This window comes from Anaerotruncus sp. DFI.9.16, from assembly GCF_024461615.1.
GTDB lineage: Bacteria > Bacillota > Clostridia > Oscillospirales > Ruminococcaceae > Anaerotruncus > Anaerotruncus massiliensis.
Map to the genome: position 1 here is coordinate 1 of NZ_JANFZX010000025.1, position 24,944 is coordinate 24,944.

General features: G+C 64.5%; 23 protein-coding genes. 5 read left to right on the top strand and 18 right to left on the bottom strand.

The genetic code is table 11. From position 1 onward, the window contains the following. Window positions 1-35: 35 nt before the first annotated feature. The 6 genes from NE609_RS10580 to NE609_RS10605 all read right to left on the bottom strand — a co-directional run bounded on the left by NE609_RS10580 (window position 36) and on the right by NE609_RS10605 (window position 7,326). Window positions 36-209, bottom strand: coding sequence for a hypothetical protein (locus NE609_RS10580; RefSeq protein ID WP_158595556.1), 174 nt, complete (start codon window positions 207-209; stop codon window positions 36-38). A 157-nt stretch (window positions 210-366) separates the two neighbouring features. Further along, complete coding sequence (locus tag NE609_RS10585) at window positions 367-2,469, bottom strand: sensor histidine kinase KdpD (RefSeq protein WP_256152464.1); 2,103 nt, start codon at window positions 2,467-2,469, stop codon at window positions 367-369. Then, window positions 2,444-3,139, bottom strand: a complete 696-nt coding sequence (locus tag NE609_RS10590; protein WP_172439312.1) for a response regulator transcription factor — start codon at window positions 3,137-3,139, stop codon at window positions 2,444-2,446. Before NE609_RS10590 ends, NE609_RS10585 begins: the two co-directional genes overlap by 26 nt. Before the next feature lie 241 nt (window positions 3,140-3,380). Next, the gene (locus NE609_RS10595) at window positions 3,381-4,580 is read right to left on the bottom strand and encodes a hypothetical protein (RefSeq protein ID WP_256152465.1); all 1,200 of its coding nucleotides are present in this window, start codon (window positions 4,578-4,580) and stop codon (window positions 3,381-3,383) included. Between the two features lie 125 nt (window positions 4,581-4,705). Continuing rightward, complete coding sequence (locus NE609_RS10600; RefSeq protein WP_256152466.1) at window positions 4,706-5,914, bottom strand: GGDEF domain-containing protein; 1,209 nt, start codon at window positions 5,912-5,914, stop codon at window positions 4,706-4,708. Window positions 5,915-5,997: 83 nt separating this feature from the next. After that, window positions 5,998-7,326 (bottom strand): MATE family efflux transporter, encoded by a 1,329-nt coding sequence (locus NE609_RS10605; protein ID WP_256152467.1) that lies wholly within the window; start codon window positions 7,324-7,326, stop codon window positions 5,998-6,000. Between the two features lie 85 nt (window positions 7,327-7,411). On the opposite strand from NE609_RS10605, the gene NE609_RS10610 reads away from it, so the two are divergent. Beyond that, on the top strand, window positions 7,412-8,251 hold the full coding sequence (locus NE609_RS10610; protein ID WP_256152468.1) for a MerR family transcriptional regulator: 840 nt from the start codon (window positions 7,412-7,414) through the stop codon (window positions 8,249-8,251). Between the two features lie 35 nt (window positions 8,252-8,286). Here the strand turns inward: NE609_RS10610 and NE609_RS17825 are convergent, their stop codons facing one another. The 8 genes from NE609_RS17825 to NE609_RS10650 form a co-directional block, all read right to left on the bottom strand. Further along, window positions 8,287-9,171 (bottom strand): pentapeptide repeat-containing protein, encoded by an 885-nt coding sequence (locus NE609_RS17825; protein WP_256152469.1) that lies wholly within the window; start codon window positions 9,169-9,171, stop codon window positions 8,287-8,289. After that, the gene (locus NE609_RS10620; RefSeq protein ID WP_256152470.1) at window positions 9,168-9,905 is read right to left on the bottom strand and encodes a nitroreductase family protein; all 738 of its coding nucleotides are present in this window, start codon (window positions 9,903-9,905) and stop codon (window positions 9,168-9,170) included. Before NE609_RS10620 ends, NE609_RS17825 begins: the two co-directional genes overlap by 4 nt. Window positions 9,906-9,950: 45 nt before the next feature. Beyond that, window positions 9,951-10,652, bottom strand: a complete 702-nt coding sequence (gene deoD / locus NE609_RS10625; RefSeq protein ID WP_101550182.1) for a purine-nucleoside phosphorylase — start codon at window positions 10,650-10,652, stop codon at window positions 9,951-9,953. 227 nt (window positions 10,653-10,879) lie between these two features. Beyond that, a complete protein-coding gene (locus tag NE609_RS10630; protein WP_121586141.1) occupies window positions 10,880-11,413 on the bottom strand; it encodes a CarD family transcriptional regulator in 534 nt (177 codons plus the stop codon). 227 nt (window positions 11,414-11,640) lie between these two features. Continuing rightward, window positions 11,641-14,238: a translation factor GTPase family protein gene (locus NE609_RS10635; RefSeq protein WP_256152471.1), complete on the bottom strand. Its 2,598-nt coding sequence runs from the start codon at window positions 14,236-14,238 to the stop codon at window positions 11,641-11,643. Between the two features lie 164 nt (window positions 14,239-14,402). Continuing rightward, complete coding sequence (locus NE609_RS10640) at window positions 14,403-15,158, bottom strand: SDR family NAD(P)-dependent oxidoreductase (protein ID WP_256152472.1); 756 nt, start codon at window positions 15,156-15,158, stop codon at window positions 14,403-14,405. A 14-nt stretch (window positions 15,159-15,172) separates the two neighbouring features. Further along, complete coding sequence (locus NE609_RS10645; RefSeq protein WP_256152473.1) at window positions 15,173-15,802, bottom strand: flavin reductase; 630 nt, start codon at window positions 15,800-15,802, stop codon at window positions 15,173-15,175. A 176-nt stretch (window positions 15,803-15,978) separates the two neighbouring features. Next, a complete protein-coding gene (locus NE609_RS10650; protein WP_256152474.1) occupies window positions 15,979-17,334 on the bottom strand; it encodes an MATE family efflux transporter in 1,356 nt (451 codons plus the stop codon). A gap of 159 nt (window positions 17,335-17,493) precedes the next feature. Between NE609_RS10650 and NE609_RS10655 the strand changes: the two genes are divergently transcribed. Then, the gene (locus NE609_RS10655) at window positions 17,494-17,952 is read left to right on the top strand and encodes an Lrp/AsnC family transcriptional regulator (protein ID WP_101550169.1); all 459 of its coding nucleotides are present in this window, start codon (window positions 17,494-17,496) and stop codon (window positions 17,950-17,952) included. 342 nt (window positions 17,953-18,294) lie between these two features. After that, window positions 18,295-19,638, top strand: a complete 1,344-nt coding sequence (locus NE609_RS10660) for an MATE family efflux transporter (RefSeq protein WP_256152475.1) — start codon at window positions 18,295-18,297, stop codon at window positions 19,636-19,638. A gap of 65 nt (window positions 19,639-19,703) precedes the next feature. Here the strand turns inward: NE609_RS10660 and NE609_RS10665 are convergent, their stop codons facing one another. After that, window positions 19,704-20,942 (bottom strand): hypothetical protein, encoded by a 1,239-nt coding sequence (locus NE609_RS10665; protein WP_256152476.1) that lies wholly within the window; start codon window positions 20,940-20,942, stop codon window positions 19,704-19,706. Between the two features lie 294 nt (window positions 20,943-21,236). Here NE609_RS10665 and NE609_RS10670 point away from each other — a divergent pair, with 294 nt between their 5' ends. Further along, entirely contained in the window at window positions 21,237-21,986 is a 750-nt protein-coding gene (locus NE609_RS10670) for an SDR family oxidoreductase (protein ID WP_256152477.1), read from the top strand. 48 nt (window positions 21,987-22,034) lie between these two features. Here NE609_RS10670 and NE609_RS10675 read toward each other — a convergent pair whose 3' ends face one another. Then, window positions 22,035-22,382, bottom strand: a complete 348-nt coding sequence (locus NE609_RS10675; protein ID WP_101550161.1) for a helix-turn-helix transcriptional regulator — start codon at window positions 22,380-22,382, stop codon at window positions 22,035-22,037. Window positions 22,383-22,556: 174 nt separating this feature from the next. Next, window positions 22,557-22,907: a helix-turn-helix domain-containing protein gene (locus NE609_RS10680; protein WP_256152478.1), complete on the bottom strand. Its 351-nt coding sequence runs from the start codon at window positions 22,905-22,907 to the stop codon at window positions 22,557-22,559. 302 nt (window positions 22,908-23,209) lie between these two features. Between NE609_RS10680 and NE609_RS10685 the strand changes: the two genes are divergently transcribed. Continuing rightward, window positions 23,210-24,283 carry an FUSC family protein gene (locus tag NE609_RS10685; protein WP_256152479.1) on the top strand — a complete coding sequence of 358 codons (1,074 nt, stop codon included), beginning with the start codon at window positions 23,210-23,212 and terminating at the stop codon, window positions 24,281-24,283. Window positions 24,284-24,443: 160 nt separating this feature from the next. Here NE609_RS10685 and NE609_RS10690 read toward each other — a convergent pair whose 3' ends face one another. Then, on the bottom strand, window positions 24,444-24,941 hold the full coding sequence (locus NE609_RS10690) for a hypothetical protein (RefSeq protein ID WP_256152480.1): 498 nt from the start codon (window positions 24,939-24,941) through the stop codon (window positions 24,444-24,446). Window positions 24,942-24,944 lie beyond the last annotated feature (3 nt).

Genomic DNA, 24,944 nt, shown 5'->3' on the forward strand with positions numbered 1-24,944 from the left:
GCCGGGAGCCCCGCGGGGCTCCCGGCCTTTTCTCCTCAGCCGTCCTTTTTGCGGAAATGGAAGACCAGCATCGCCGCCGCCCAGGCCCCGAGCGGGACGAGCAGCCACCGGTAGGACACGGCGATATACGCCGAGGTCAGCGCCAGCAGAATGAGCGCGACCAGGGCGACGCAGAGCAGCCCGACGAGGAACAGCTTCTTTCCCGACATCCCGTTCCCTCCCCCCACTTTTTTCTGCCCCTATCATACCATATCGCGCGACCAAGAAAAGCCCCCGCGCCGATTTCTAACGGAATCTTAATCCGCGCCCGCGCCGGACGGCGAAAGGCCCGCGGCAGCGCCGCGGGCCTTTCGCTTTCGGGGTGCTCTATTCATCCGTGGGTTCAGGAGGAGCCTGATCATCGGACGGCACGCCGCCCGCCGCGACCAGATATTCCGCCTCCGGTACGCCATCCCCGGGCGCGTCCCCGTCCTCCCGCAAAACGGGGGCCGGTTCCTCCGGCCGCGGGGCCGGCTCCTCCGGACAGAGGGGCAGCGTCACCGTGGCCTTGAAGAGGTCGCCGTCCAGCTCGATCGACAGCGCGCCGCCCGAAAGCTCCACAAAGCTCTTGGCGATCGCGAGCCCGAGCCCGCTGCCCTCTCCGGTGCGGGAGGCGTCCCCCCGCTGGAACCGCTCGACGATGTCCTCGGCGGTGAAGGTCATCTCATAGCTCGCCACGTTTTTGAAGGAGATCTCCGCCGTCTCCTCCGCCTGCCGCACGACGATGTAGACGCGGGTGCCGGCGAGGGAATATTTGAGGGCGTTGCCCAGCAGGTTTTCAAAGACGCGGTGCAGCTTTCTGCCGTCCGCCCAGACGAAGAGCCGCTGGGGGGCGAGCTGCGCCTTGATCTCCACGCCGGACGGGTTCATCCGTTCGTCCATCTCGGCGATCGTCTGCTCGGCCAGCGCGACCACGTCGATCCGCTCGGGTTCCAGGTCGATCGCGCCGCTGTTCGCCTTGGAGATTTCAAACAGGTCCTGCACGAGGTGGCTGAGCCGCCCCGCCTTCTGCCCGATGATCTTCACATAGTCGTTGGCGAAATCGGGGGTCAGGTTCTCCTGCCCGAGCAGGTCGGTGTAGTTGATGATCGAGGTGAGCGGCGTTTTGAGATCGTGGGAGACGTTGGTCACCAGTTCGACCTTCATCCGCTCGCTGCGCACCTGCTCCTCGACCGCGCGGCTCACGCCGCTCATGATGTCGCTGAGGTCCTCCCCCAGCCCGGCGAAGTCGCCCCGCAGCAGAAGCGGTCCCTGGACCGTGCCGCCGCGGACGCCCGCCGTGTAGTCCACCACCTTGGAGAACTCGTCCATGTTGCGGTTATATTCGAGCACGAAGCGCGCGAGCAGGAAGATGCCGAGCGCCAGCACGCCGACGTCGAGGATCCATCCGACCGGCCCGAGCAGAATCAGCACGCCGAACACGAGCAGAAGGATGAGCTCCACGCCGATCAGCACGGCCAGCCGGGTCTTCATCCGCTCGAGGAACTCATAGGGGCTCTCGAGGCTCCTCATGAACCGCACGACCGACATGGGGATGTTGTTCCGGAAGAACTCCCTGCCGTTGACGGCAAGGTCGGCCAGCACGAGCCAGCACCACCAGAAGCAGAGCAGGAAGACGGCGATGCCGGGCGCGGGGCCAAGCTCCCCGCTGAACGTCGCCCACAGCGTCCACCCGCCGAAGCCGAGCGCGGCGACCGAGAGGAGGAGCTTGACCTCCATCCACAGCCGGCCCATCGCGGAGGCGATGGCGCGGTGCGCCGCGCCGAGGGTGCGGTGGGCGATCAGCGTGCCGAGCAGCACCAGCAGGGCGAGCCCCGCGACGGCGCCCGCGGCGGAAAGCACCATCATCCACCGGAACCAGCGGTAGTATTCGCTGTAGACGGGGCCGTAGTTGAGCATCTGGTCCCGCGCCTTGACCGCGATGGCGATCGTCGGGGATTCGGCCCCAAGCCCCCCGGAGGAGAAGCTCGCGGCGTAGGGGGAACGCCAAAGGGAGTCGTATTCGCGCTCCTGAACGCCGCTGCCGAAGGTGAAGAGCCGTTCCTTCATGTGGATCCCGTTGATGTAGACCACGTGGTCGTACTGTCCCGCGCCCACCTGCTCCAGCAGGTCGGCGGCGAGCAGCTCCCCGTTTCCGGAGGCGTTCTTCGACCAGTTCTCCCGGGTGGCCCCGTCATAGATGTCGAAGCTGACGTTGTCCTCCCCCCACAGCAGGGTGTCCGCTTCCTGCTTGCCGCGCGCGATGTCGTAGGCGTCCCCGATGAGGAAGCCCATCAGCCTGCGGTAGCTCGCGGTGTCCTTGTAGTCGGCCGCGACCTCGTTTTCCAGCGCGAACGGCGTGAGAATCCCCGCCGTCAGCAGGATCGACAGGCTGAGGAAGAAGAGGAAGAAACACAGCCCCGGCCTACGCTTTTTCGATTTTGTAGCCAATGCCCCACACCACCTTCAAATATTTTGGTTCCCGCGGATTGATTTCGATCTTCTCGCGGATGCGGCGGATGTGAACCGCGACGGTGTTTTCCGGCGCGAAGCTCGGCTCGTTCCACACCCGTTCGTAGATTTCATCGATCGAGAACACCCGCCCCTGGTTGCGCATGAGCAGCTCCATGATCTTGTATTCGATCGGGGTGAGCTTGACCTCCTCGCCGTCGACGGTGAGGCGCTTCTGGTGCACGTCGAGGGCGAGCCCGCCCACCGACAGCACCTCCGACGCGCCGCCCGCGTCCGCGGCGGTGCCGAGCTGCACATAGCGGCGGAGCTGGCTTTTGACCCGCGCGATCAGCTCAAGGGGGTTGAAGGGCTTGGTGATGTAGTCGTCCGCGCCGAACTCCAGCCCAAAGATTTTGTCGGTGTCCTCGCTCTTCGCCGAGACGAGGATGATGGGGATGTTGTGCTCCTCCCGGAGTTTCAGCATCGCCTTGATGCCGTCGAGCCGGGGCATCATCACGTCCATCAATATCAGGTGGATGGTGTGGCCGGCCACGACGTCAAGCGCCTGCAGGCCGTCGTACGCTTTATAGATCTGCAAATTTTCCCTGCTCAGATAGATCGCGATCGATTCCACGATCTCCCGGTCGTCGTCCACGACCAGCACGCTCAGTCTCTCTTCCATTCGTTTTGTCCCCCCGCAGGCGATTTGCGGCCTTGGCGCAATCCGTCCGGCCGCGACCCTCGTTTTCATGATTATACCACACCTCCCCTCTCTCGTCATGCTTCGATGATACCAGACAGTTCTTTCCTCCGGGTCGACAAAATTCTTACAATTCCCTTAACAATTTGCGACAAAATGCAAAAGGTGCGGGTCCCAAACGGGACCCGCACCTCATTAAAATCAGTGCAGCTTACGGTTCATTGCCTTCCGTGTAGACATAAACCTTTCCTTCTTCCGACTCATAGCGGCTGCTGCTCGGTTTGAATTTGTAAGTATAGGAGCGGCCGTTGTCAATGGTATTGCTGCCGTTACTGACCCAGGAAACAGTACCCTTGACCTCGTCGCCGTTGTCGTCGTAAGCCCTGACCATCTTCTTCAGGTCGCTAAGCAGCGATTTCAGTTTAACATCGTCGTCTTTCGCAACGAGATAGCCCGGGCTCTTGAGCTCGAGGTCGATCTCACCGGAGGCCACGTCGAGATAGATCTTTACCGAACCGTCGACCGGCGCGTAGGACTTGTCGTCCGGCGTGAAGGTGAAGGTGTAGCTCTTTCCGCTCTGGATCGAACGGTTGTTGGAGGTGGTCCATTTGGCGTCGCCCGCGAGGTAGGTGCGGGTGGCGTAGTCATAGACCTCGAGGTTGTCGTTGAGCTCGTCGAGCACGTCGCCGAGAGTCGCTTCATCCTCGTCCCAATAGATCGAATCGATCTTGACGCGGTAGTCGCCCTTCGAGCCGGTGGAGGCGGAGGAAGAGGCGGCGGGCTTCGTCGCCGCAGGCTTCGTCGCCGCAGGCTTCGTCGCGGCAGGCTTCGTCGCGGCAGGCTTCGTCGCGGCGGCGGTCGGGGCGGCCGTCACGGCGGCGTTCGCCGAGGTGGTGATCTTCGCGGTCTTGGAGGTGACGTCCTTCTTGGTGACCGTCGCGCCCTTGGCCAGCGTGATGTTGGCGGCCGCGGTCACCTTGAGGGTGCCGACCTTGCCGTTGATCGCGACCGGGTTCGGGGTGTCGACCGTCATTGTGGTGACGTTTGCGGTCGCGCCGAGGGTCACGGCCACGCCGTCGTTGAGCTCCTTGGCGAGCGTCAGGGAGGCCATCGGGCCGCTGAGCGTCAGGGAGGTCTGTTTGCCGACCGTCACGTTGCGGGCCTTGCCGGTCGAATCGGTAAAGCAGACGAGCAGGTCGCCGTCCTTATGGGTGGTCAGCTTGATGTTGGCGGTTTTGATCGGGTAGGAAGCCGACGCGCCGTTACGCGTGAAGAGAATCTTGTCCGCCTGCGCGGTGACGCTGTAGGTGCCGGCGGTCTGGGTGGTCGCGGCGCTCGCCATCACGGCGAGGCTCAGCACCATCATGGCGGCCAGCAGGACCGCGGTAAACTTCTTGCCAAGCTGTTTCATCATCTTGTCCCCTTTTCTGTTGACGTTGGTGTTTGGGTCCGTCCCGCCCGCTGCGGGATGCTGTATTCATTATACTATGAAAATGTTTCCAGTTCAATTATAATCTGTGTCCGATCTGTGTTTTGTCAAATTTCATCAACCGGAAGGGAAGCGTTCTTCTTCATCTCCCGCTTGCGGCGGTACATCTCCCGGTCGACCCGCGCGATAAGCGGGGCCAGGTCGTCCTCCCCCTCCCGCAGGCTGTCCCAGCCCACAGCAAGGCTGACCGGCAGGTTGCCCGCGGCATTGTGCGCCTCTATCGCGGGATAGAGCTTTCCCAGCAGCGCCGAAACCTTGTCGGACGGCGTGCCGCAGGAGAGCAGTATGAATTCGTCCCCGCCCAGCCGGAAGATCTCAAACGCCTCCCCCAGAAGCCGCGTCAGCAGCTGCCCCGTCTCGCGGAGCAGGCGGTCGCCCCATTCGTGACCGCGCGCGTCGTTGACCTCCTTGAGGTTGTTCAGGTCCGCCGACACGCACCATACCGGCCGGTTGTGGACAAGGTCCGCCTCGATCTCCTTCCGCCGCCGCTCAAAGGAGGCGCGGTTGGCAAGCCCGGTCAGGCTGTCGACATAAGCCATCCGGTAGTAGACCTGCTGCAATTCGAGCTGGCTCTTTTGCAGTTCCAGCCGCGTTTGCAGCAGCAGCTCGCTCTGCTCGCTCTCGGAGAGCTTCACCATGCGCACGATCGCCTGGTAGATCACCACGTAGGTCGCCAGCACCGTCGCGCAGAAGAACAGCACCACGGGAATGTATTCCCTCCGCCCGATCAGCGGGGCCGGATAGGTCACGAGCAGATAGAGCATCGCATAGAAAAGGACCGACACCGCGGCCAGCATCCCCCAGCCGGTCGAATGCTCCGCCATCACCCGCCGGTAATTGCCGCGGATGCGCAGGAAGAGCGCCACCAGCAACCCCATCAACGCGAGCCGGAAAAGGAGGCTGACCCAGTCGTCGCCGCCGAGCAGGACGGCGGAGATGCGGGAAACGGCAATCAGCATGAACCCCAGCACGTCGATCGTGCAGAAGGTAAAGAGGAACCGCCCGTCCCGGTATTTGGAGAGCAGCAGGCAGGCCGTGAGGCTTGGGATCGAAAAACAGACGAGGGAGGCCTGCCCCGGCGTAAGCCCAAGGCCGAGGACGGCGGCGATGTAGGCGACGGCGGTCGCCGCGAAGACCGCGGATAACAGGGCCGCTGTGCGGCGCATGGGATAGCGCGGCTCGGTGAGCAGCAAAAAGAGCAGCATCAGCCCGCTGCAGGAGACGATATCCCCCGCCAGAGCCATCGCGTCCGCCATTACCATCCCTCCAGCATCGAACTGTCTCCAGTATATCACAAACCTCCCGGCAATCCAAGAGGGCCGGAGGGATCAACGCGGCTTTACAGGTACCGGTAGACCTCGCGGCTGCGCCAGAGGAAGAGGGCGGCGACCCCCGCGGTGGCCAGCTCTGCGAAGGGGACGGCCAGCCAGATCCCCGTCACGCCGACCGCCTTCGGCAGCAGGACCAGCGCAACGATCAGGAAGCCGAAGGTGCGCAGGAAGGAGATGGCGGCGGAAACCCGCCCGTTGGAAAGCGCGGTGAAAAACGCGGAGGCGAAGATATTGACCCCGGCGAAGAGGAAGCTCAGGGAAAAGAGCAGGAAGCCCTCCCGCCCGATCTCATAGACCGCCGTGCCGGGCGGGGAAAAGACCCCCACAAGGGGCCCCGCCAGCAGCAGCGAAACCCCGAAGACGACCGCCGACGAGCCGCCGATGAACAGGGCGCAGATCTTGAAGAGCCGCTTGAGCTGGAGGGTGTTCCCGCTTCCGTAGTTGAAGCTGACGACCGGCGCGACCCCCATCGAAAAGCCGAGGTAGAGCGCGGTCAGCAGGAACTGCGCATAGAGCACGATGGTGATCGCGGCCACCCCGTCCTCTCCGAGGTAGCGGAGCATGAGGATGTTGAAGAGGAAGGTGGTCACGCCGGTGGAGATGTTGGTCACCATCTCGGAGGAGCCGTTGAAGCAGCTCTCCCCAAGCGTCCGCCAGTCGAGCTTCGGGCGGGCGAAGCGCAGCGGGTTTTGGGAAAAGAGGAAATAGGCGACCCCCGCCAGGGCGGGGATGCACCAGCCGATGGCGGTGGCTACCGCCGCGCCCGTGATGCCCATCCCGGCGGGCACGATAAGCAAATAGTCGAGCACCGCGTTGGAGATCCCCGCCGCGATCGTCAGCCCGAGCCCGAGGCCGGGCCGCCCCGCCGTGACGAAGAAGCTCTGGAAGAGAATCTGAAGCACCGAGGCGGGCACGAAGAGCATCAGCGTGCCCAGGTAGGCCTTGCAGTCGGCCATCAGGCGGCCGTTCGCGCCGAGCATCGAGCAGAGCGGTTCGAGAAACGCGAGGCCCAGAACGCCGATGACGACGCCCGCCGCCACACCCGCCGCGACGATGAGGGCAAAGCTCTCCCGGGCGCCCTGCGGGTCGCCCTCGCCCAGCTTGCGCGCGACGATCGCGCTGCCGCCGGTGGAGAGCATGATGGCCACCGCCAGCACGAGATTGAGGGCCGGATAGACGATGTTTGTGGCGGAAAGCGCGTCGGTGCCGACGAACCGGGAGACAAAGATGCCGTCCACAATGGTATACATCGACATGAAGATCATCATGATCACGGTCGGCAGCGCGAACCGCAGCAGGGACCCGAAGTGGAACTCCCTGGAAATCGCGGGATGCATGAGAAATACCTCCTGTTGTAAAAAAAGTCACTGCGGTCTATAATAAACCATCGGGTAACCCGATAGTCAAGGGGGAATTTAAAAAATGGGAAAGAATCCGCAGTACCTCACGACGGGCGAGTTCGCGCGGCTGTGCGGCGTAAGCAAGCACACCCTCTTCCACTACGACGAGCTGGGCGTCTTCTCCCCCGCCGTCAAGGCGGAAAACGGCTACCGTTACTATTCGATGGCGCAGATCGACGTCTTCTTCGTGATCTCCACCCTCAAGGAGCTCGACATCCCGCTGCGGGAGATCAAGGCCTACCTCGACCGGCGCAGCCCGGAGGAGCTGGTCCGGCTGCTCCAGGGGGAGGCGCGCCTGCTCGACGAAAAGATCCGCCGCCTGCGGCGGATGAAGGAGCTCATCCGCCGCAAGGCGGAACTCACTGAAAGCGCGCTCGCATCCGGACCGGAGGGCCCCTGCGTCCGTCCATTTCCCGAGAAATACCTCGTGCGCACCCAGGTGCCGCCCCTCACCAGCGAGCGCAGCGCCGCCCTGTCGCTGGCCGAGCACGTCCGCTTCTGCGACGAGCACGAGATCGTCAGCCCCTACGCGACCGGCTCGATGATCGGGCTTTCCGAGGTCGAGCGGGGGGATTTCACCCGCTATTCCCACTTCTACACCCAGCTGGACGCGCCTCCCAGGGGCCTGCCCGTCTACGTCAGGCAGGCGGGCAGCTACCTCACCGCCCGCCATTGCGGCGGCTACGACTCGGCGCATGAGACCTACCGGGACCTGCTCCGGTACGCGCGGGAGCAGGGGCTCCCGCTGACGGGCAGCTTCTTCGAAGACGTGCTGCTCGACGAGCTGTCGGTCAGCGGATATGAAAACTACGTCCTGCAAATCTCCATCCGCCTGGACGGGGCGGAGGATACGGAAGGATAAAGGGCCGGAGGCGATCGCCTCCAGCCCTTCCCGCTTCATCTTTCCCACCCGGCGGGCCGCGCCAGCCGTTCGGGCAGGAGGGTGCCCCCGTTCCCCCGGGCGGCGCCCAACTGCCCCTGCGCCAGGAAAACGCACTCGCGCAGGTCCGCGTCCCGCAGGTCGGCGCCGCGCAAATCCGCGCCGATCAGGTTGGTCCCGTAGAGGCGGCAGCCCCGCAGGTCGGCGGCGATCAGCAGCGCCATGCCGAAATCCCGGCCCGCGAGCTCCGCGCCCCGCAGGTCCTTTCCCGCGAAATCCGTCCCGCCACGGGCATCCGGACGGCCGCCCGCCGCCCGCCGCACCTCCTCCCACACCCGGCGCAGCAGGCCGTTGACCCGCTGCCGGCAGGGGACGGCGTCGAGCGCCGCCAGCTCCGGCGCGGGCAGGCGCCGCAGCTCCAGCAGTTCCACGGCGCGCGCGTCCACCTCCGCGCGCAGCGGCGCGGCGGGCTTCAGCGCGGCGGCCTCGACGAGATACCAGAGCATTTGGTGGAGCCGCTGCGCCGTCAAAAAGGCGCCGAACAGCACCCCGGCGTCGGCCTCCGGGTCCCGCCAGCCGCACCCGCCGTATACCTCCCGCGCCACATACTGGCCCGCGCCGAAACAGTCGTAGGCGGCGCAGCCATGCAGCCCGCGCGCGTACAGGCTGTCGTGGACGGCGCAGCGGTCCTTCGGCGTGAGGAATTCGCAGGGCTTTCCGGCGGGCTTGTCGGCCGGGAAGCCCTCCCCCGCCGCGAAATAGAGGGCGACGCAGCAGAGCCCGCAGCACGCGCCGCAGTCGGCGGAGAGCGTACGCTCCAGCGCGCGGTAGGGGGACGGCCCGTGCAGGGCGGGAAGGGACTCCCCGCCCCGCTTTTGTCCCGGGGCGGCCGTCCGCCTCACAGCTCCTCCCGGCGGTAGGCCGCGAGGTAGGCCTCCACCGAACGGGTCATCTCGCGGGAAAAGGCGGAGTTATACTTGCGCCCGCAGAAGGCCGCGAGCCACGCCTCATAGCCGTCCGCGCCCGATTTCGGGGCGAGCATCTCCCGCAGCTCGTCCGCCCCCATCCGGCGGTAGCGGTTCTCCTGCACGATCCGCTCCATCGCGCACCGTTCCGGTTTTTTGCGGGCCTTCTGCCCGGCGGTCGGATAGCCGAACACCACCATCGCCGCCGGGAAGACATAGCCCGGCAGGCCGAGCAGCGCCCGGTGCTCCTCGCACCGCTCCATCACGTCCCCGATGTAGCAGGAGCCGACGCCGAGGCTCCACGCCGCGGTCACGGCGTTCTGCGCCGCGATGAGGCTGTCGTCCACCGCGAGCAGCAGGTCCCCCGCGCCCGGCAGGCGCGGCGCGCACCCGCCCGACAGGAAGGCGTCGTACCACTTCTGGCAGTCTGCGCAGAAGATCAGCACGAGCGGGGCCTTCGCGATAAACGGCTGGTGGTCGCAGCTTTCGGCGAGCCGCGCCTTGAGCTCCGGGTCGGTGACGTCGAGGATGGTGTAGAGCTGCTGGTTGCCCGCCGTGGGGGCGTTGACCGCCGCGAGCAGGATGGCCTCCTTTTCCGCCGCGGGGATCGCCCGCTCCTCAAAGACGCGGACCGACCTGCGCGAAAGCAGGCTTTCGATGATCTCGTTCATGGGGGCTCCTTTCCCGGATGCGGCTTTCGCCGCATCCCGTCAGGCTCAGACGATTTCGAGCGCCAGCTCGACCATGTCGTTGAAGCTCGTCTGCCGTTCCTCCGGCGAGGTGATCTCGTCGGTGACGACGTTGTCGCTCACCGTCAGCAGGGTGAGCGCCTGGATGTGGTGCTTCGCGGCCAGCGTATAGAGCTCGCAGGTCTCCATCTCAACCGCGAGGATGCCGTAGTCCGCGAGCATCTTCGTCTTTTCGGGCAGGTCGTCGGAATAGAAGCGGTCGCTCGTGAAGATCGGCCCGACGGTGGCGCGCATCCCCCTCTCCCGCGCCGTCTGATAGGCGCCCAGCAGCAGTTCAAAATCCGCCGACGGCGCGAAGGAGATCGGCCCGAACCGGCATTTGTTGATGTTGGAATCGGTGGAGGCCGCGGATGCGATCACGACGTCCTTGAGCTTCAGCTCCGCCCGCAGGCCGCCGCAGGTGCCGACGCGGATGATCCGTTTGGCGCCGTACTCCTGCATGAGCTCGCTGGCATAGATGTGCATCGACGGCATCCCCATGCCGCTGCCCTGCACCGAGACGCGCTTGCCCTTGTAGGTGCCGGTGAACCCGTACATCCCGCGCACCTGGGTATAGCAGACCGCGCCCTCCAGAAAGGTCTCCGCAATGTGCTTCGCCCGCAGCGGGTCGCCCGGCATCAGCACCCGGTCGGCGATCTCGCCCGGCTTTGCTCCGATGTGGATACTCATTTGACTGCCTCCTTTATGTCTGTGATCCGTCCGTTTCCGAAAATTGGCCGCATTGCCTGTCCCCATTATACGTTACCCGCGCGCCCTTTTCAACCGGAAAGCGGACGGGCGGCGGCCCCGCGCGGGATCGAATCGCAGGGCCGGACGGCCGCGTCGGCGGCCGCGGGGATTCTCTCCGAGCCTGAAAAACGGGGGCCGGTCCTGCGACCGGCCCCCGTTGATTCCTTTTACGCCTCCGCGTCCCCGCCGTCCTCCCCGGGGCGTTCCAGCCGCGCTTCGATATAGCGCGGCACCTCCTCCCTGGGGATGCCCAGCGCGGCAGCCAGCTCCCCGAAGAGAAGCTCCTCGGCGCGCTTCATGAAGCGTTCGTCCACCGTGCCGAACTTTTGGCGCTGACCCTCCAGCTCCTGCTTTTTCGCGTAGATCGACATGGTCAGCTCGACCAGTTCCGCGCTGTCATAGGTTTTGAGGGCGTTCGCGTAGTGCTCGGCCAGCTCCCCCAGCACCCGGTTGTAATAAGCCTTCGCCTGCACGGTGGGGATGCTGTCGACCAGCTCCTCCGCCTCCTTCTTTGTGAGGATCGGCCGCATGAACACCTTGTTGCCGTTCACCGGGGTGCGGATGACGCACTCCTGATAGAGCGGCTTCATCGTGTAGTAGGGCTGCTCCCCCGACGCGCCCGGCACCTTCCGCATGGCGATGTCCGCCACCTCGCAGACGCCCGTTCCTCCGTAAAAGACCAAATCTCCAACCTGATACATTTCCGATTACCTCCGAGGTCCTCTTGCCCGCTCCGCCCAGGGGCGTGAGCCGTCGCAGCGGTTCTTCGCGATCCGCGCCTTCGCATGGCTGTCCGCCGCACTCCGCATCTATATTTTACCACAAAAAGCCGCCGGGATGTAAGCGGAAAATTTTTTCCCGCACAGGAATATTCGCCGCCGCGGCCCAGCGCGCAAAAATCCCGCCGCGCGGGCGGCGGGATTCGACCCTACCGGGCGGCGGTACCGCCCGATTCGAGGTATTCGCGGATGGCCTGTTCCACCTGCGCCACCTCCTCGCGGAAGGCGTCGGCGGAAATCCGCAGCGCGCCGTGCCCGAGGATGATGAGCTGTTCGAGCGCGTCGGAGGTCGCCACCCGCACCCGGTTGTGCTTTCCGAGCTCGCGGGTGACCTTCTCGATATACATGTCGGCCGTCTCGGCCTCCTTCGTATACACCACGCTGATGTTGTGCACCCGCTCGACCTCCCCCGGGTTCCCCTTCACCCGGTAGGCGTCGAACACCACGATCACCTCGCACTGCCGGAAGCCACGGTAGTTGCAGAGCAGGTCGACCAGCCGCCCGCGCGCCGCGTCCAGGTTCTCCTGCGCGAGGGTGTTCAGGTCGTCCCACGCGAAGATGATGTTGTAGCCGTCCACCAGCAGGTATTCCGGCCCGTCGAGTCCCTTGGGGGGCTGGGAGGGGGGCCGCCGGGCGGGCTCCCTCCTGACCGGGCGGAACGCCTTGCGCGGGTCCCGGCGGATGGGGCCGTAGGTGCGCTCGAAAATCTCCAGCAGCTCCCGGTCCTCCGCCACCATCGCGCAGTAATCGGCCGCCCGCCGCTCGGCGGCGCGTTCCCCGGGGATGCCGGCGGGTTCCTTCGGCGCGTCGAGGACGCTCTCGAGGTGCATGTGCGCCGGCACCTCGTCCCATTTGACGAGGAAGCCCGCCCCATGGGCGCAGAAGACCGAATCCGCCGGGTTGTCCAAATCCGCGTCGCAGTCGTAGCCGGCGGCGGCAATCACCTCTTCGGCGTTGTGGCAGGGCTCGTAGCCCCTGAGGGAGCAGGAGAGCCGCCCTCTGCCGCGCGTGTACCCGGTGACCTCCATCTGGTAGCCCCGCATTTCGGACACGGGGGCGCTGCCGGTCAGCACCGACCGGTCCCCCTCCGTCTCGGGCGGCGCGAAGGAGCCCCCCATCCGCTGCAGATCGGACATCGCCCGGCCCACCGCCTCGGACGGCAGTTCCAGCCGGAAGTCGTACCACGGCTCGAGCAGGACGCTTTCGGCCCGCCGCAGGCCCTGCCGCACCGCACGGTAGGTCGCCTGGCGGAAATCGCCCCCCTCGGTGTGCTTCTGGTGGGCGCGCCCCGCCGCCAGCGTGATTTTCATGTCGGTGATGGGCGAGCCAGTCAGCACGCCCGGATGGGTCTTCTCCTCCAGATGGGTCAGGATGAGCCGCTGCCAGTTGCGGTCGAGGTCGTCCTCGCGGCAGGCGGAGGCGAACCGCAGCCCGCTTCCCCGCTCCCCCGGCTCGAGCAGCAGGTGCACCTCCGCGTAGTGGCGGAGCGGCTCGTAGTGCCCGACCCCCTCCACCGTCGAGGAGATCGTCTCCCGGTAGAGGATGCTGCCCTGCCCGAAGCCGACCTCCATCCCGAACCGCTCCCGGACGAGGCGGCCCAGCACCTCGAGCTGCACCTCGCCCATGAGCTGCACGTGGAGCTCCTGGAGCGCCTCGTTCCACACGACGTGCAGCTGCGGGTCCTCCTCCTCAAGCTGGCGGAAACGGGTGAGCGCGGTGTGCGCGTCCACTCCCCGCGGCAGTTCCACCCGGTAGCCGAGCACCGGGCGCAGCGACGGGAGCTCGGAATCCGGCTCCGCGCCGAGGCCCTCCCCGGGACGGGTGCGGGAAAGCCCCGCGGCGGCGCACACCATGCCGGGGAGCGCCTCCTCCACCGTCCGGAACTTCGCCCCCGCATAGACGCGCAGCTGGTTGACCTTCTCCTCCCACGGCTCCCCCTCCCGGCTTCCGGAGACCGCCGCCTTGACCCGGAGGCTGCCGCCGGTGACCTTCAGGTAGGTGAGCCGGACGCCCTGCTCGTCCCAGCCGATCTTGTAGACCTTCGCGCCGAACGCCTCCCGGCGCGGGGGCTCGCGGGTATAGCGCGCGAGCCCCGCGAGGAACGCGTCCACCCCCTCGAGCCTGAGCGCCGAGCCGAAAAAGCAGGGGAACACCCGCCGCTTCGCGACGGCCTCCGCGATCTCCCCGTCTTCGAGCGCGCCCGCCTCGAGATACCGCTCCATCAGTTCCTCGGAGCAGAGGGCGACGGACTCCTCCAGCGCGCCGCGCGGGCGGTCCGCGCCGAAGTCGGCGCAGCCGCCGTCCAGCCGCGCCTGCACTTCCGCCAGAAGCGCCCCGCGGTCCGCGCCCGGCAGGTCGAGCTTATTCACAAAGAGGAAGGTCGGGACGCGGTAACGCTCGAGCAGCCGCCAGAGCGTTTCGGTATGGCTCTGTACCCCATCGGTGCCGCTGACGACAAGGACCGCGTAGTCTAGCACCTGGAGCGTCCGCTCCATCTCGGTGGAAAAATCCACATGCCCCGGGGTGTCCAGCAGGGTGATCTCCGCTCCGTCCAGGTGCAGCAGCGCCTGCTTGGAAAAGATCGTGATGCCCCGCTCCCGTTCGAGCGCGTAGGTATCCAGAAAGGCGTCCCCGTGGTCCACCCGCCCGAGCCGGCGGGTCTCCCCCGCGCGGTAGAGCATCCCCTCCGAAAGGGTCGTCTTGCCCGCGTCCACGTGCGCCAGAATCCCGATTACCAGCCGTTTCATCTCATCGTTCCAATCGCTTTGGTCTCTTGGCGGGACGGTGTATGTCCCGCTATCTAGTATACCGGAAAAGCGCCGCGATGCAAGCCGGCGCGAAATTTTCCCGCGCGCGGCCCCGGCGACGCAAAAAATCCCCCGGCTTTCGCCGGGGGATTCGGCATCCGCCGTCAGGGCCGCAGGTCGGTGCCGCCCTGGATTTCGATCGTCTGTCCGGTGATGTAGGAGGCGTCCTCCGACGCGAGGAAGACGCACAGCCGCCCGATGTCCTTTTCGGCGTCGCCGAACCGCTGGAGGGGAATATGCTTGATCGTATCCCGGTAGAGCTGCGGGTAGTCCCTGCTCCACTGTTCCAGCGCCTGCGTCATCACGAGCGGGCAGACGACGTTGACGCGCACGCCGAATTCGCCCCACTCGGTCGCCGCCACGCGGGAGAGGCCGCGGATGCCCTCCTTGGCGGCCGCGTAGGAGGACTGGCCCGATTTGCCCGACAGCCCCGCGCCCGACGCGAGGTTGATGACGAGCCCCTTCGCCCGCTTGAGGTAAGGGAAGGCGGCCCGCATGTAGTAGAAGGCGGCGTAGAGGCCGCTGTGGAGCGCGAGCTCGAAGTCGGCGGTCGTGTGGTCGACGAGCAGCACCCCCGATTTGGAAGCCTGCGCGTTGTTGACCACCACGTCGACGCCGCCGAACCGGTCGGCCACCCGCTTGACCGCGGAGGCCACCGCGCGCTCGTCCGCGCCGTCCGCCACGACGGTCAGCACCTGCGCGCCATACCCTTCCAGCGCCTTTTTGGCCTCCTCGAGGCCCTGCTCGTTCAGGTTGGTGATCGCGATGTTCGCGCCCTCCTTGGCAAAGGCGGTCGCGATGCCGAAGCCGATGCCCCGGCCGCCGCCGGTGACGATGACCGTTTTACCCTGCATCTTCATTCCGCGCCCCCCTCTCAGCCCGTGATCTTTTCCAGATGTTCTTTGCCCCGCCCGCAGATCGGGCAGACAAAGTCGTCCGGAACCGTGTCGGAATCCAGCACGTAGCCGCAGATCCTGCAGCGGTAGCCCTTTGCCGGCTCGGGCTGATAGACCGAGGCCCTGGGCGGTGTGATGCCGTTTTTGATCTGGTGGTAGTAGGCGTAGCTCATCGGGCCGGTGGAGTCGAGCACCTCGGCGGCCTCCACCTCCCCGAGGAAGATGATGTGGGTGCCCGCGTCCATGCTGCTTACCACCTTGCAGCTGAAGCGCGCGGAGGCCTGCTCACAGACGAAGGGAACGCCGCTCTCGTCGACGCGGGTGCGGAAGGACTCAAATTTTTCGGTGTCGCGGCTGCAGTGGAACCCGAACCTGCCGATCAGCTCCATCATGGCCGACTGGGAGAGCACCACCGCCGTGAAGCGGCCCGATTTCCGGATGATTTCGGTCGTGTAGTTCTGCTTGTTGATCGCGATGGTCACCTGCGCGGGCGAGGTCGTCACCTGGGTCAGCGTGTTGACCACGCAGCCGGACGAGATGTCCCCGCACCGGGACGACACAAGGTATACCCCATAGGTAATCTTCTGGAACGCCTTCAAATCCAGCATTGAAATCCTCCTAATTATATAATAGTAACTATTACTGTTATTAGTAATAACTGTTTTTGCAGGAAAAGTCAAGCACGCGGGTAAAATTCTGCCAATCCCACAAAAGGCGGCTCAAATTTCTATACATAATTGCAAAGCGAGCCTCCCCGCTCTGGGGGAGGCTCGCAAAACCACTCCTATTGTTCCGGCCGCACCAGCGGGGAGAGCAGCCGCTCCCGCCGCAGGCCGTACCAGAGGAAGCCGGTCAGGTCCGCCAGCAGCCACCCGATGGGGATCGCCCACCAGATGCCCTGCAGGCCGATCCGCGGGATGGACGCGAGCGCGTAGGCCAGCGCCACGCGCACGCCGAGGGACACGGCGGTCAGCAGGATGGACATCTGCGCCCGCTCAAGGCCCCGGTAGAGCCCGTAGAGCAGGAAGAGCAGCCCGATCCCGATGTAGCAGCTGCCCTCGATGCGCAGGTATTGGATCCCAACCGCCAGGATCTCCGTCTCCCCCGCAGGCACGAAGATCTCCATGAGCGGGCGGGCGAAGGCCGCCACCAGCGCGGAGATCGCCAGACAGAAGGCGGCCGCCCCCGCCACCGACGCGCGCAGCCCGGCGCGGATCCGTTCCCGCTTGCCCGCGCCGTAGTTCTGCGCCACAAAGGTCGAGAAGGCGTTGCCGAACTCCTGCACCGGCAGGTAGGCGAAGGAGTCGATCTTGACCCCGGCGGCAAAGGCGGCCATCACCGCCACGCCGAAGCTGTTGACCAGCCCCTGGATCATCAGGATGCCGAAGTTCATGACCGACTGCTGGATACTCGAGAGGACCGAGCATTTCATGATGCGGACCATCAGCCGCCCGTCGAGCCGGAGATCGGCGCGCTCCAGGCGGAAGGCGGGTACGCGCAGCAGGCTGTAGACGGTCACGATCAGCGCGGAGAGCGCCTGCGCGAGCACGGTGGCCAGCGCGGCACCCGCGACCCCCATGCCGAACGGCAGCACAAAGAGCAGGTCGAGCGCAACGTTCGCGGCCGCCGCCACGGCGAGCGCGGCGAGCGGGACGGCGGAATTGCCGATGCTGCGCAGCGCGGCGGCAAAGAAGTTGTAGAGGAAGGTGAAGCCGATTCCCCAGAAGATGATCCGCAGGTAATCGCGGGTGTCCGCCCGGATGTCCGCGGGGATGTGCAGCAGCGTCAGGATGCGGTCGAGATTGCCCGCCGCGAGCAGGAAGATCGCGAAGGAGACCGCCGCGATGAAGAGGAAGGCGTTGAAGATGCCGCGCCGGAGGGCGTCGGGCTCCCGCGCGCCGAAATAGATTGAAAAAATGACGCCGCTCCCCATGCAGAGTCCGAGCACCACCGAGGTGAGAAAGACCATCAGCGTATAGGAGGAGCCGACCGCCGCCAGCGCCCCCGCGCCGATGAAGTGGGAAACGATCAGCGTGTCGACGACGTTATAGAGCTGCTGGAGCAGCGCGCCGCCCATCATGGGCAGCGAAAAGCGCACGATCGCGCCGGTCGTCCCGCCCTCGGTCATGTCCCCTGCCAAGCGCTTCTCCTTCTTCCATTATGTAATATTATAATTACGTTATGTAACTAACGACAGTTTATCACGCCCTGTCGGAAATGTCAATCCTGCAAAAAGAAAGTTTCGCCTTGTTTTCCGGCGGAAAATACGGTAGAATAACGGGGAAAGGGGTTGGCAGGCATGTATCTCAAGGGACTGGACGAGCTCGACCGCAAAATCGTCGCCCTGCTCACCGAAAACGCGCGGATGTCCTATTCCGACATCGGCGAGGCGGTGGGCGTCTCCCGCGTGGCGGTGCGGGCCCGCATCGACGCGCTGGAAAAGCGCGGCGTCATCGAGGGCTACACGACGATCATCAACCCGCAGAAGATCGGTAGCGCCGTCTCCGCCTACTTTGAGATCGAGACCGAGCCCGCGCAGCTCCAGCCGGTCGCGGAGGCGCTCGACCGCTGCGACACCGTCACCCAGATCTACTTCGTGTCGGGCAGCAGCAAGCTGCACGTCCACGCCGTCGCCGCCAGCAGCGAGGAGATGGAACGGTTTTTGCAGGAGTTCCTCTACCGCCTGCCCGGCGTCGTAAAGCTCAGCTGCAACATCATCCTCTCCCGCAAAAAGGACGTCAAGGGCCTGCGGCTCTGACCGGGCCTTCTTGACAGGCGGCCTCCCGCCGCCTATAATGGACCTCAGAAAGCAGAAAGGACGCTTTGTCATGAAGCTCTGTATCATAAGCCGCTCCGGACAATTGGAAACGATGAAACATTGTGCGGAGCTTTACGATTTCATCGGCGGATAGACAGTTCCCCGGCGGGTCCGTTCGGACGGACCCGTCCGGTTCTGCGTGCCCGCCGGATGATGCGGATCGATTTTGCCGCGGACGATGTTTCGTCCGCGGCTTTTTGCGTCTTCCGCGCGGTATGCGCAGGGGAGGCGGGGCCGTGCCCCCGCCTCCCCTTTCATTTTATGGAAACGAGGAATTATACCATGGAACGCGATCTCACCGTCGGCAGCGTGCCGAAACAGCTTCTCTCCTTTGCGGCGCCCCTCTTTCTCGCAAACCTGCTGCAATCCCTCTACAGCATCGTGGACATGGCCGTGGTCGGCCGGTTCGTCGGCAGTGCGGGGCTCGCGGCGGTCAGCAGCGCCGCCATGCTCAGCTTTATCATCCAGTCGGTCTGCACCGGCGTCACCACGGGCGGCGCGGTACTCATCGCGCAGTATAAGGGCGCGCGCGACACGCGCGGCCAGCGGGAAACGACCGGCGCGCTCTTTTCGGTGTCGGCGCTGGCCGCCCTGCTCGTCACTGCGGCGGGCCTGCTCGCCTACCGCCCCGTCTTTTCCCTCATGAACCTGCCCGCCGAGGCGCTGCCCCACGCGCTGCGCTACATGCGGGTCATCTGCCTCGGCACCGTCTTCGTCTTTGGCTACAACGCGGTCTGCTCGGTGCTGCGCGGGCTGGGCGACTCCAAAAGCCCCCTCTTCTTCGTGGCGGTCGCCACCGTCGTCAACATCCTGCTCGACCTGCTGCTCGTCGGGCCGCTCGGCCTCGGCACGGAAGGCGCGGCGATCGCAACCGCTGCGTCGCAGGGCGTCTCCTTTTTGACCGCCGTGTTTGTCCTGCGGCGGCGGGGGCTCCCCCTCGACTTCTCCCCCGCCTATTTCCGCACCGCGCCCAAGACCTGCCGCGCCATCCTGCGCATCGGCTTTCCCACCGCCGTGCAGATGACCGTGCTCAACCTCTCCTACCTGCTCGTCACCGGCATGCTCAACGGCTACGGCGTGGCGGTGGCCGCGGCGGCGGGGGTGGGCCTCAAGGTCAACTCCTTCGCCGCCATGCCCTGCTGGGCAGTCGGCCAGGCGGTCACCACGATGGCCGGACAGAACCTCGGCGCGGGGGATACCGGCCGGGCGGAAGAGACCGCCAAGAGCGGCCTGCGCCTCGCCCTGCTCGTCACGGCGGCGAGCATCCTCGCGGTACAGCTCTTCACCGCGCAGATCATCGGGCTCTTCAACACCGACCCCGAGGTCGTGCGGGAGGGCGTCTTCTACCTGCGCGTCTGCTGCTCCTTCAACAGCCTCGTCTACGCGGTCATGTACACCTTCGATTCCTTCGCGACCGGCGCGGGCGACTCCCTCTTCGCCATGCTCAACGCGATGCTCCATTCCGTGGTGATGCGCCTGTCGCTCAGCTGGCTGCTCAGCGTCCCGCTGGGGCTCGGCTTCGCCGGGCTCTGCTGGGGCGAATGCCTCTCCCCGCTGCTCCCCTTCGTGTTCGGGATCCTCTATTTCCGTTCCGGACGCTGGAGGCGCAAAAGGCTTGTCTCCTGAGCGGAGGACGCAAAGAGGACCCGCGGGCCGTCGGCCCGCAGGTCCTCCCGATGCTTTTGATTCGCTTATTTCGCAAAGGAAGGCAGGAACGCCTTCACGGGAGCGGCGGGCTCCCCGGCGGGCGCTTCCCCGGCGGTTTCCGCGGGGGCCCCGGCCGCTTCCGCATCCGATGCGGCCGGCTTCTCCGCGATGATATAGGTGCCGAGCCTGCGGGTCTTCGCGCGCAGGACGTAGTCGCCGTCGTCCGTCTCCACGAACTGGAACTCGGAGGTGATATCCGCCGGCAGGCCGTCCTCGCCGATTGTGTAGACGACCGCGTTCTCCGGGTCGACGGTCAGCTCGCCGTCCTCGTCCACAAACGGATACCGCAGGTCGAGGGTCGCGCGGCTCGTCGAGGCGATCTGCGGATTGCCGATGAAGTCATAGAGATAGGCGTCCTGATCCGCGAAATAATCCGTGTAATCCTGGTCGTTCCATTTGGTGGTCATCTTCGGGTAGAACTTTGCCGCGTTGTCGTCGCTCGTGAAGGCGAGCCACGCCAGCGTGTCGTTTTCGCTCTCCCAGGTGATTTCGTTGTCCTCGTTCTTCTGCGGCTTCACGACTACGCCGCCGTCTCCCGCCTTGAAGTCGGCGTCCGCGCCGCGCTCGTCATTCTTGACGTAGAACTTGAAGTCCACGATGACCTTGCCGTTCTTCGCGAGATACAGAACCTGATCGACTTTATCCCCCCACGAGGCGATCTCGAGATTGTCCTTCGCCTTATAGGTGGCGGTCAGCTTGATCTTCGTCTCGTCGTCGGTGAAGCCCTCCTTCATCTCTCCCTCGATAAAGCCCCAACGCTCAGCGGCACCGGTATAAAAGTAAAAATTGTCATCGCTGACCACATCACCGACCTTTTTCGAGACAAGCTTGAGCGATTTGATTGCTTTCGCGCCTTCCTCCTTCTTGAACTTCGCGGTGAAGAAGTCGGTCACATCCTCCCCGCAGCCAAGATAATCATACAGATTTGAACGGTAGAGAGCATCGGCCGAAATCGTCGAGCCGTCGTCCGCGACCGCGTCCGAATAATAGCTCGAGTCGTTTTCTTGCCCCATATCGGGAATCAGGTAGATTTTCGCGGTCGTGGGGACTTCGTCCTCATAGTAATTTCCCCGCATGTCGTAAAAGAAGACGCCGTCCGCGCGCAGGTGGATTTCCCGGACCACCTTCGCGCCCTCGGGGATCGGGGTGTCCTTCGCCACCGCGGTCACGCCGAGGGAGAGCGCCATCGCCAGCGCCAGGGTGAGTGCCAACAGTTTTTTCATGAATTCTCCTCCTTTTGTCTTCGCGGACCGCCCGACAGGGGATATCGTTGCGCCGCTGTGCGGCGCAACACAAAGCGGACCCGCTTTGTCACTTTCCTATTTTTTTATTTTACCATGTGATCGATGACGCATCAATGCATTAATATTACATAATTTTGTTAAATTTTTCATTGTCAATGTCATTGCTTTCAATCTTTCCAGTGCGCTTTTGTGTGTTTAGCCCAAGCAGGAAATGATTTTGTGAAATGCGAAAAATTTGGTATACTAATAAAAAAGCAGTATGGAGGAGTCGGTATGAAAGCATTGGTGACGGGCGCGAGCTCCGGGCTCGGGCGGGATATCGCACGGGTACTGGCCGCGCGGGGATGCAAACTGATCCTGACGGCGCGCAGCCGCGACAAGTTGGAGGCGCTCGCCAAAACGCTGCCCGGCGGCGCGCAGGTCGTCTGCGCGGACCTCTCGGACGAGAAGGAATGCCGCCGCCTCTACGAGCAGCTGCGCGCGGAGAAGATCGACATCCTCGTCAACAACGCCGGGTTCGGGCTGTGCGGCATGTTCGACAAAACCGACCTCGACGCCGAGCTGCGGCTGATCGATACGAATATCCGCGCGGTGCACATCCTCACCAAGCTATTCCTGCGGGACTTCATCGCGCGGGACAGCGGCTGCATCCTCAACGTCGCCTCGTCGGCGGCCTTCTTCCCCGGCCCGCAGATGGCCGCCTACTACGCCTCCAAGGCCTATGTCATGCGGCTGACGCTCGGCGTGCGGGAGGAGCTGCGCCGCCGGGGGAGCCGCGTCTATCTCGGGGCGTTCTGTCCCGGCCCGGTGGATACCGCCTTCAGCAGGACCGCCGACGTGCGGTTCGCCGTCGGCGGGATGCCGAGCCTGGAGGCCGCGCGCCGCGCCGTCGACGGGATGTTCGCCCGCCGCGCGCTCATCATCCCCGGCGGGCTGATGAAAGCCGCCAAGCTGGCCGCGCATTTCGCGTCCGAGCCGTTCGCCGCGCGTCTCTGCTGGCACATGCAGCGGCGGACCGAATAAGTGTACCGAGCCTTTAAAGTCAAAAAATGGCCGCCCGTTGGGCGGCCATTACCATTCCTTGGAGACCTGAAGGCATTGGGAGATCGCACCCTCAAGTCCCGCGATGACCATCTCCTGCGCGAACGGAGGCAGACGGTCGAGCATCTGCTGGTACCGCGCGAGATCGTTTTTGGGAAGCAGGTCGATCACCTGCTCGGGCTGGAGCAGCTCCTCCAGCTCCACGCCCAGCGCGGCCGCCACAAGGTCCATCGTCTCAAAGGTCGGGTTCGCTCTGCCGCATTCGATGTCGCTGAGCAGCTTCGTGCTGATTCCTGCGCAGGCCGCAAGATTTTCCTGATTGATCTTCATCCGCTCTCTGCGGGCCTTGATGATCTGTCCCAGATTTGCGACTGTCATCGGCGATTCTCCCCTTTTTATAAAATTATAGGTAAAATCGCAGATTTTCTGAATAAACCATGTTACGCGTACTATTTTACCAGTCACACAACTTCAGTTGGTACCCATTTTTTCTCATTTTCATGACATCGTCTCACGCGGCCGCCGGACCGCGAGCAAAAAACCGGCGCTTTCCTATTCCCGCCCGCGGACGGTCTCGAGCCACATGGCCAGGGCGCCCTCCGTCCCCCGGACAAACAGCTCCTGCCACGCCTCGGGAAGCCGGTCGACCATCGGCTGCAGGCGGGAAAGCTCTCTTCTGGGCAGCAGGTCGACCTCGATATCCGGCTGAAGCAGCTCCTCGATCTGGAGGCCGAACGCCGCGGCGATGCAGTCCATCGTATCAAAGGTGGGGTTCCCGTTTCCGCACTCGATGTCGCTGAGCTTCCGGTGGCTGACGCCCGCCCTGGCCGCGAACTCCTCCTGTGAAAGGCCCTCTCTCCGCCTGAGATACCTGATCTTCTGCCCCAGAACCTGTACCGTCATTGACATCACTCCCTATGTCGAAGTATAGGGGATTTTGTCGAAGAATGGAAATAACTGTAATTCTGCAATTATGGTGCATATTAAAACAGCACCGATAAAAAGCATTTTTTCTGCCTGTTCCGGCGCGCCTCCTCGGAAAACCCGGCGGGGCCGAAGCCAAAGCCCTTCCTGCTTTGTGTTCAAAAAATGTTTACAAAACGACGTTATTGTATTATTCCTCCAACTTTGCTACGCTTATATCGTAAGTTTTACACAAACGCCGCCGGAAGAAGTGGCGGCGGAGAGATCGGAGGAATCTATCCTTGCAAGAAAACCGAAAGAAATTTTCGCGCTTTGCCCTGCTTGCGTTGGAAAACGCCGCACGTTTTGCCTTCAACCTCGGGTTCGTGATACTGTTCCAGCTTCTTTTCGGCGCGGACAATACCCTCACCGGCGTGGCGATCGGCGTGGGGCTCACCCTCTTCCCGATGGCTGATTACGGGATTCGGCCGCTCACGATGGCGGGAATCATCCTCGGCCTTTTGGTCGGCGGCGGTGCAGCCGCGCAGCTTGCGCTTGCGGCGCCCTGGATTGCGCTGCCGCTTTATTTCCTGTTCACGCTCCTGCTCATGGCGCTCACCTGCGAACCCGCGCAGTACAAACCGTCGATCGTCTTCCTGCTGACCTTCGTGTTCTGCCAGGCGACGCCTGTCCCGGCCGCGGATTTTCCCCGGCGGATGCTGGGGATCACGGCGGCCGGCGCGCTCGTCGCGGCGGTCTCCCTCCTCTGTTGGCGCCGCAGGGGGTGGACAAACGAAGGCCGCCGGACGCTGGGGGAACAGCTCCGGTTCTGCTGCACGCCGAGAAATCGCGGGCTGATCCTCCGGATGTCCGTGGGGCTTGCGCTCGCCATGTTCATCGGCATGGAGCTGCACCTCAAAAAGCCGCTGTGGATCAGCATTGTCGTCATGTCCCTCACCCAGCTCGAATTTCACGACACCCTCCAGCGGATCAAGCATCGTACGGTCGGCACTGTGCTGGGCGGCGTCCTCTTTGTCGTGGTTTTCCAGCTCCTCGTGCCGCAGGAGTACGGGTATTGGGTAATCCTGCTACTCGGCTACCTGAGCTTCTTTACCCCCAAGTATAAGCACAAGCAGATCGTGAACGCGGTCAACGCCATAAATGCCTCCATGGTGCTCTTCGACGCGACCGCCGCGATCCGGAACCGCGTCCTCTGCCTCTTCGGCGGCATCGCGATCGTGCTCCTCCTCTATCTCGCGGAATCCCGGCTGCGGCCGCTTTGGAGAAAGCTGCACGCGGCGGCCTACCACCCGCAGGATGGGGATAGCCTTCGGGGGCTGCCCGAGGGATCGAAATTCGGGGTCTTTTCCGTTTGATCGCCCCCGCGCGGACGCTTTCCGCTGGGAGGGGTCGAAAAAGGCCGGGGAGCGGTTTTTCACCGCTCCCCGGCCTTCCGTATATCCGCCCGCCACAATTACGCCGGCCGAGCGGGCCGGCGTCAATCGTGCAGCCTGTTGACGCGAGGGGCTTCATTCATCATTTGGGCCGCGTCCGGTCCTCCCGTCCGCGGTGGGATTTGCCGCCGCTCTGACACCCGGCGGCCGCGATCAGGGCGGCGGATACCGCCAGCAGCGCGAACGCCGCGGCGGGCAGCGGGCCGTCGCCCGTGTTCGGGATCGACAGCGGGATGGGCAGGTCGTCGATGAGCTTGAGGTCGTCCGGAAGGTCGAGCGGCACGAGCACCCGCACCGAATCGCCGCCCCCGCCGCCGCCCGACGGGCCGATGTAGGGGGAGTTTTCGATCCGCAGGTAAAACCGCGTCGACGCGCTGAAGCTGTTCCCGGGATTCCTTTCGAATTCCGCGAGGCCGCCGACCGCCGCCGCCTCCTTCGTCCCGTGCCCGCCGCTTTCCGCGTGGGAGGGCGCGCCCATCGGCTCCCCGGTGTCCGTTTCCGCCGCCAGCGCCGTGATTCCCATGCACAGCGCCAGCACGCACCCCAGCAGCGCCGCCAGAACCCTGTTCATCCGTTTCATCCT

What these genes read in the sequence shown, in the direction of transcription:
- NE609_RS10580 (WP_158595556.1), bottom strand. Translation starts at nt 209, where the DNA reads ATGTCGGGAAAGAAGCTGTTCCTCGTCGGGCTGCTCTGCGTCGCCCTG.
- NE609_RS10595 (WP_256152465.1), bottom strand. Translation starts at nt 4,580, where the DNA reads ATGAAACAGCTTGGCAAGAAGTTTACCGCGGTCCTGCTGGCCGCCATG.
- NE609_RS10600 (WP_256152466.1), bottom strand. Translation starts at nt 5,914, where the DNA reads ATGGCGGACGCGATGGCTCTGGCGGGGGATATCGTCTCCTGCAGCGGG.
- NE609_RS10605 (WP_256152467.1), bottom strand. Translation starts at nt 7,326, where the DNA reads ATGCATCCCGCGATTTCCAGGGAGTTCCACTTCGGGTCCCTGCTGCGG.
- NE609_RS10610 (WP_256152468.1), top strand. Translation starts at nt 7,412, where the DNA reads ATGGGAAAGAATCCGCAGTACCTCACGACGGGCGAGTTCGCGCGGCTG.
- NE609_RS10620 (WP_256152470.1), bottom strand. Translation starts at nt 9,905, where the DNA reads ATGAACGAGATCATCGAAAGCCTGCTTTCGCGCAGGTCGGTCCGCGTC.
- deoD (WP_101550182.1), bottom strand. Translation starts at nt 10,652, where the DNA reads ATGAGTATCCACATCGGAGCAAAGCCGGGCGAGATCGCCGACCGGGTG.
- NE609_RS10630 (WP_121586141.1), bottom strand. Translation starts at nt 11,413, where the DNA reads ATGTATCAGGTTGGAGATTTGGTCTTTTACGGAGGAACGGGCGTCTGC.
- NE609_RS10635 (WP_256152471.1), bottom strand. Translation starts at nt 14,238, where the DNA reads ATGAAACGGCTGGTAATCGGGATTCTGGCGCACGTGGACGCGGGCAAG.
- NE609_RS10640 (WP_256152472.1), bottom strand. Translation starts at nt 15,158, where the DNA reads ATGAAGATGCAGGGTAAAACGGTCATCGTCACCGGCGGCGGCCGGGGC.
- NE609_RS10645 (WP_256152473.1), bottom strand. Translation starts at nt 15,802, where the DNA reads ATGCTGGATTTGAAGGCGTTCCAGAAGATTACCTATGGGGTATACCTT.
- NE609_RS10655 (WP_101550169.1), top strand. Translation starts at nt 17,494, where the DNA reads ATGTATCTCAAGGGACTGGACGAGCTCGACCGCAAAATCGTCGCCCTG.
- NE609_RS10660 (WP_256152475.1), top strand. Translation starts at nt 18,295, where the DNA reads ATGGAACGCGATCTCACCGTCGGCAGCGTGCCGAAACAGCTTCTCTCC.
- NE609_RS10665 (WP_256152476.1), bottom strand. Translation starts at nt 20,942, where the DNA reads ATGAAAAAACTGTTGGCACTCACCCTGGCGCTGGCGATGGCGCTCTCC.
- NE609_RS10670 (WP_256152477.1), top strand. Translation starts at nt 21,237, where the DNA reads ATGAAAGCATTGGTGACGGGCGCGAGCTCCGGGCTCGGGCGGGATATC.
- NE609_RS10675 (WP_101550161.1), bottom strand. Translation starts at nt 22,382, where the DNA reads ATGACAGTCGCAAATCTGGGACAGATCATCAAGGCCCGCAGAGAGCGG.
- NE609_RS10680 (WP_256152478.1), bottom strand. Translation starts at nt 22,907, where the DNA reads ATGACGGTACAGGTTCTGGGGCAGAAGATCAGGTATCTCAGGCGGAGA.
- NE609_RS10690 (WP_256152480.1), bottom strand. Translation starts at nt 24,941, where the DNA reads ATGAAACGGATGAACAGGGTTCTGGCGGCGCTGCTGGGGTGCGTGCTG.